The organism is Streptosporangium sp. NPDC048047 (genome assembly GCF_040653115.1).
GTDB lineage: Bacteria > Actinomycetota > Actinomycetes > Streptosporangiales > Streptosporangiaceae > Streptosporangium.
The window spans coordinates 1-5,183 of the sequence record NZ_JBEZNH010000115.1 but is presented as its reverse complement, the minus strand read 5'-3'; the positions used below and the strand labels follow the sequence as shown (position 1 = coordinate 5,183).

Here is a 5,183-nt window from a genome sequence, read left to right as displayed (position 1 = left end):
GGCGGTGGCCCGGTCGAACAGGTCGGTGGCGTACTGCAGCACACCCTCCACCCCGTCCTCGGCGGAGCGGTCGTCGGTGAAGCCGAACTGCAGGTCGCACTTGGCGCCGCCGAACCCGTACAGCGAGTACGCCGGGTCCAGCGCCATCGACGGCTCCGCGACCCCGCTCCCGGCGGGGGAGACGTCCACCAGGCCGAGCATCACCTGGAACAGCGGGGTACGGCCCGGCACCCGCGGCGGGTTGATCGCCTCGACCAGGCTCTCGAACGGCACGTCCTGGTTGGCGAAAGCGGCCAGGTCGGTCTCGCGGACCCGGGTCAGCAGTTCGCGGAAGCTCGGGTTCCCGGAGGTGTCGGTGCGCAGCACCAGCGTGTTGGCGAAGAAGCCGACGAGGTCGGTCAGTGCCTCATCGGTGCGGCCTGCCACGGGTGCACCGATCGGTACGTCGGTGCCCGCGCCCAGCCGGGTCAGCAGCGCGGCCAGCCCGGCCTGCAACGCCATGAACAGCGTCGCCTGACCGGTCTGTGCCACCGCAAGCAGCCGCCGGCGCAGACCGGGCGGGAGCGTGAAGGGCACGGACCCGCCCAGATACCCGGGCACCGCCGGCCGGGGCCGGTCGGCGGGCAGCGCGATCTCGTCGGGCAGTCCGGCCAGCGCGGTGCGCCAGTGGGCGGTCTGCTCGCTCATCAGGCTGCCCGGGTCGGCGGGGTCGCCGAGCAGTTCGCGCTGCCAGCGGGCGTAGTCGGCGTAGCCGACGGGCAGCGGCGCCCAGCCGGGCTCCTCGCCGCGTGCCCGCGCGGCGTAGGCGGTGGCCAGGTCCCGCTCCAGCGGGCCGAGGGACCACCCGTCGATCGCGATGTGATGGAACATCAGGGCCAGCACATGCTCGTCCCGCCCGCCGGCCGGAGGCAGCGCGAACAGCTCCGCCCGCATCGGCGGCTCCGACGCCAGGTCGAACGGCCGCAGCGCCGTCCGCCGGATCGCGGCGTCCAGCTCCGACCTGCCGATGAGCCCGGTGACGGTCAGGTCCGGCACGCCGTCCAGCACCCGCGGCTCGGGGCGGCCGTCCCGGCTGGGGAAGACGGTGCGCAGCGTCTCGTGCCGCCGGGCCACGTCGGCGACCGCGGTCCGCAGCGCCTCGCGGTCCAGCCTGCCCGTCAGCCGCAGCACCAGCGGGATCGTGTAGAGGCCCGTGCTCTCGGCGAGCCGGTCGGAGATCCACAGACGCGACTGGGCGAACGACGGCTCCGGGCTGCCGGTCTGCCCGCCGCGCGTCAGGACCGGCCTGGGCCGGCTCCCGCCCTCACCGCGGGCCTTGTCGATCCGTACGGCCAGCTCCGCGACGGTCGGCGCCTCGAAGACGTCGCGGATGCGCAGTTCGGCGGAGAAGGCGGCGCGGATGGCGGTGACGGCGCGCATGGCGAGCAGTGAGTGGCCGCCCAGGGCGAAGAAGTCGTCGTCGACGCCGACGCCGGGTACGGCCAGCAGCTCGGCGAACAGCGCGCACAGCCGTTCCTCGGCGAGGGTGCGCGGGGCCGTCCCGGAGGTCACGCTCTCCGGAGCGGGCAGCGCACGGCGGTCCACCTTGCCGTTGTGGTTGAGCGGCAGCGACGCCAGCACGACGAACGCCGACGGCACCATGTAGGCGGGCAGCGTCTCCCCGGCCGCCCGCCGTACCCGGCCGATGAGCTCTCCGGCGTCCGCGTCCGCGGTGCGCGGGACGAGGTAGGCGGTCAGCCGCCGGTCGCCGGGGTGATCCTCCCTGGCCAGGACGACGGCCTGGGCCACCTCGGGGTGCCGCGCGAGGGTCGCCTCGATCTCGCCCAGCTCGATGCGGAAGCCGCGGATCTTCACCTGGCCGTCGGCGCGCCCGACGAACTCCAGGTCGCCGCCGGGCAGGCGCCGCACCAGGTCGCCGGTGCGGTACATCCGCGTGCCCGGCTCGCCGTACGGGCAGGCGACGAAGCGCTCGGCGGTCAGGTCCGGCCGGCCCAGGTAGCCGCGCGCCAGCTGCTCCCCGGTGAGGTACAGCTCGCCCTCGTCGGCGGGCCGCAGGTTCCCGTCCAGGACGTGGGCGCCGACGGCGTCCAGCGGGCGGCCGATGGGGACCGTGCCCGCCGGCGGTTTCCCCACCCGGTGGGCGAGCGCGAACGTCGTGTTCTCGGTGGGGCCGTAGCCGTTGTGCACGGATCCTCCGGCGAGGACGATCCGCTCCATCGCGGCGGGGTGGGCCGCCTCGCCCCCGCTCCACAGGAAGGGGACCCGCGCCAGCAGCTCCGGCGCCTCCTCGGCGAGCACGTTGAACAGGCCGGTCGTCAGGAACACCGCGGTGACCCGCTCGTCGTCCAGCATCCGGGCCACCGTCGCGGCGTCGACGGCGCCGGGCGGCGCCATGACCACGGTGCCGCCGTTCAGCAGCGGGACCCACAGCTCGTAGGTGGAGGCGTCGAAGGCGAACGAGGAGTGCGACAGCACACGGTCGTGCCCGCGCCAGCGGTGGTCGGCGGCGAGGGCGGCGACGTTGCCGTGGGTGACGCCCACGCCCTTGGGCGCGCCGGTGGAGCCGGAGGTGAACATCACGTACGCCAGCCGGTCGGCGGCGATGTCCAGGCCGGGGTTCTCCGGGTCGGTGTCGTCGCCCACGACCAGGGAGGTGACGTTCCCGGGCGGCTCGTGGCCGGCGTGCGCCCTGTCGGTCAGCAGGATCCGCACGCCCGCCTGGCCGAGTATCGCCCGCAGGCGGGCGGCCGGGTAGGCCGGATGCAGCGGGACGTAGGCGCCGCCGGCCTTGACGACGGCCAGCAGCGCCACCGCCACGTCGGCGGAGCGCTCCATGAGCACCGCGACGGGCGACTCGGGTCCGACGCCGGCGGCGATCAGGCGGCGGGCCAGGGCGTTGGCCCGGCCGTTGAGCTCGGCCGCGCTCAGGCGGACCTCGCCGCAGACCACCGCCTCGGCGCCGGGGGCCGCCGCCACCCGCGCCTCGAACAGCCCGGCGAGGCTCCGCCGTAGGGAATTCGGGTTCACGGAATCTCCAGGTTCAGGGCCCGAGGGCACAGGGGGCCCAGGGCACGATGGGGCGAAAAGCCGAACCGATGACCCAGGCGCTGCTCAGCCACTGTCCGGCCGCGCGGAATACCCGGTTCCGAACGCGGTTCGTGGCGGTAGTCGCCCGGAGAGGAGAAAATCGACGCCCTTTTCGGGGCGTTAATAGCCTTTTTGAGGGTTTTATGTCCTTTTCAGGACACCCGAAGGCTGCGCGGCCGCATGTCGGCCCAGTTCGCGTTGACGAAGTCCAGGCAGCCCTGCCGGCTGTCCTTCTCGTGCGCGATGTCCCATCCGCCGGGAACGTCGGCGGAGGCCGGCCAGAGGGAGTGCTGCCCCTCGGCGTTCACCAGGACCAGGTAACTGCCGTTCTCGTCGTCGAACGGATTGCTCATGGAAACTCCGTGCTTTCGGAAGCGGTCTTGTGGACGTCTTTGTCAACCGGAACGCAGGGTTACCGCACATCGCCGGAAAGCGACCGATCCCACCATCTAAGTCACTAACACCCCGAATGCGGAGTATCTCCTATGCGTGCCGAGGGGTGTCAACCCTTGACAGTGAGGGGGAAAGTGACCAAGATCCCGTCAGCCAGGAGTCCGGAACGAAGACGGGGGAATGATGGCCGGTCGCGCGCCCATGCCATACGAATATCTGCGACAGGTGCCGGCTTTCACGGTCGCCAGCGACGATCTGGCGCACGGCGGGGTGCTTCCCGACGCGCACGTCTACGAAGCCGGCAACGTCTCCCCGCACCTGCGCTGGTCCGGCGCACCGGCCGGGACGAAGAGCTACGCCGTGACCTGCTTCGACCCCGACGCCCCCACCGGCAGCGGCTGGTGGCACTGGGTGCTGGCCGACATCCCGGCCGACGTGACCGAGCTGCCGCGCGGCGCGGGCAGCGGCGACATGGAGGGGCTGCCCAAGGGCGCCCTGCACGGCCGCAACGACTACGGCACCTTCGACTTCGGCGGAGCCGCCCCGCCCCCCGGCCCGGCCCACCGCTACGTCTTCGCCGTGCACGCCCTCGGGGTCGAGAGCATCGAGGTCACCCCCGACCAGACGGCCGCCGTCTTCAGCGGCACGATCAACCACCACGCCCTGGCCCGCGCGGTGCTGGTCGCCGAGTACGGCGTGCCGGGCTCCGAGGACTGACCGGCCGTCCGGCGCCTCGGCCCCTCACCCTCCGGTTCCTCCGGAGGGTGAGGGGCCGAACGCTTCTCCGGCACCCGGTCTCCTCCGGACACCGGCCTTTCCCGGCGATCCGCCGTCCTCCGGGCGGTACGGCCCGCCCAGGCGTCGTGACCGTCATGGCATACCGGAGTCGTGGCATACCGGATCGGTATGCCACGACGGCCGTACGACGCGTGCCGGGCGCCGGGGATCCCCGCCGGACGAGGGCCGGCGGATCGGGACCTAGCCTCCCGCCTCGATGTCGGCGATCAGCAGTGCCTCCACGGCGTCGGCCAGCTTCTCGACGGTGGGGTTGGCGAAGATCACATTGATCGGGATCTCCAGGTCCACCGCGGATCTGATGCGCGAACGGACCCTGATGGCGAGCAGGGAGTTGCCGCCGAGGGCGAAGAAGTCGTCGTGGACGCCGATGCGGGTGGTGTCCAGGACGTCGGTCCAGACGTCGGTGATGAGGTGTTCGGCGTCGGTGCGGGGTGGGACGAAGGCGGTGGCGGTGGTGGTGTCCTGCCAGGTGGGGGCGGGCAGGGTGTGGCGGTCGACCTTGCCGCTGTGGTTGAGCGGCAGGGTGTCCATGACGGTGAGGGCCGCCGGGATCATGTAGGCGGGCAGGTTGTCCTCGGCGAAGCGCCGCACCCGGGCGGCGAAGCCCTCCGATCCTCCACCCGGGACCGAGCGCTCACCTGAGCCCTCACCCGGGACCGAGCCCGCATTCGGGGCCGAGCCTGTGTCTGAGACCGGTTCCGTGCCTGGGCCCGCGTTCGTACCGGAGCCTCCACCCGTCTCCGTGGCGGCTCCCGTTTCCGTGTCCGTGGCGCGCGGGACCAGGTAGGCCACCAGCCGCCGCTCTCCTGACCGGTCCTCCCGGGCGAGGACGACGGCCTGGGCCACGTCCGGATGGCGGCTCAGTACGTTCTCGATCTCGCCGAGTTCGATGCGGATGCCGCGGA

At 72.7% G+C, this 5,183-nt stretch carries 4 protein-coding genes; 1 reads left to right on the top strand and 3 read right to left on the bottom strand.

Annotation, left to right across the window (positions count from 1 at the left end):
* Together AB0D67_RS38830 and AB0D67_RS38825 are read right to left on the bottom strand one after the other, a co-directional pair.
* A partial coding sequence (locus tag AB0D67_RS38830; protein ID WP_362947372.1) for an amino acid adenylation domain-containing protein occupies positions 1-3,027 on the bottom strand: 3,027 nt, incomplete at its 3' end.
* A 212-nt stretch (positions 3,028-3,239) separates the two neighbouring features.
* Positions 3,240-3,440, bottom strand: a complete 201-nt coding sequence (locus AB0D67_RS38825) for an MbtH family protein (RefSeq protein ID WP_362947369.1) — start codon at positions 3,438-3,440, stop codon at positions 3,240-3,242.
* Positions 3,441-3,663: 223 nt separating this feature from the next.
* Here AB0D67_RS38825 and AB0D67_RS38820 point away from each other — a divergent pair, with 223 nt between their 5' ends.
* A complete protein-coding gene (locus AB0D67_RS38820) occupies positions 3,664-4,197 on the top strand; it encodes a YbhB/YbcL family Raf kinase inhibitor-like protein (protein WP_362947375.1) in 534 nt (177 codons plus the stop codon).
* Between the two features lie 261 nt (positions 4,198-4,458).
* Here AB0D67_RS38820 and AB0D67_RS38815 read toward each other — a convergent pair.
* The coding region (locus tag AB0D67_RS38815) for a phosphopantetheine-binding protein (protein ID WP_362947366.1) at positions 4,459-5,183 on the bottom strand (725 nt) is incomplete at its 5' end.

Coding starts and splice junctions, on each gene's coding strand:
- AB0D67_RS38825 (WP_362947369.1), bottom strand. CDS start 3,440: ATGAGCAATCCGTTCGACGACGAGAACGGCAGTTACCTGGTCCTGGTG.
- AB0D67_RS38820 (WP_362947375.1), top strand. CDS start 3,664: ATGGCCGGTCGCGCGCCCATGCCATACGAATATCTGCGACAGGTGCCG.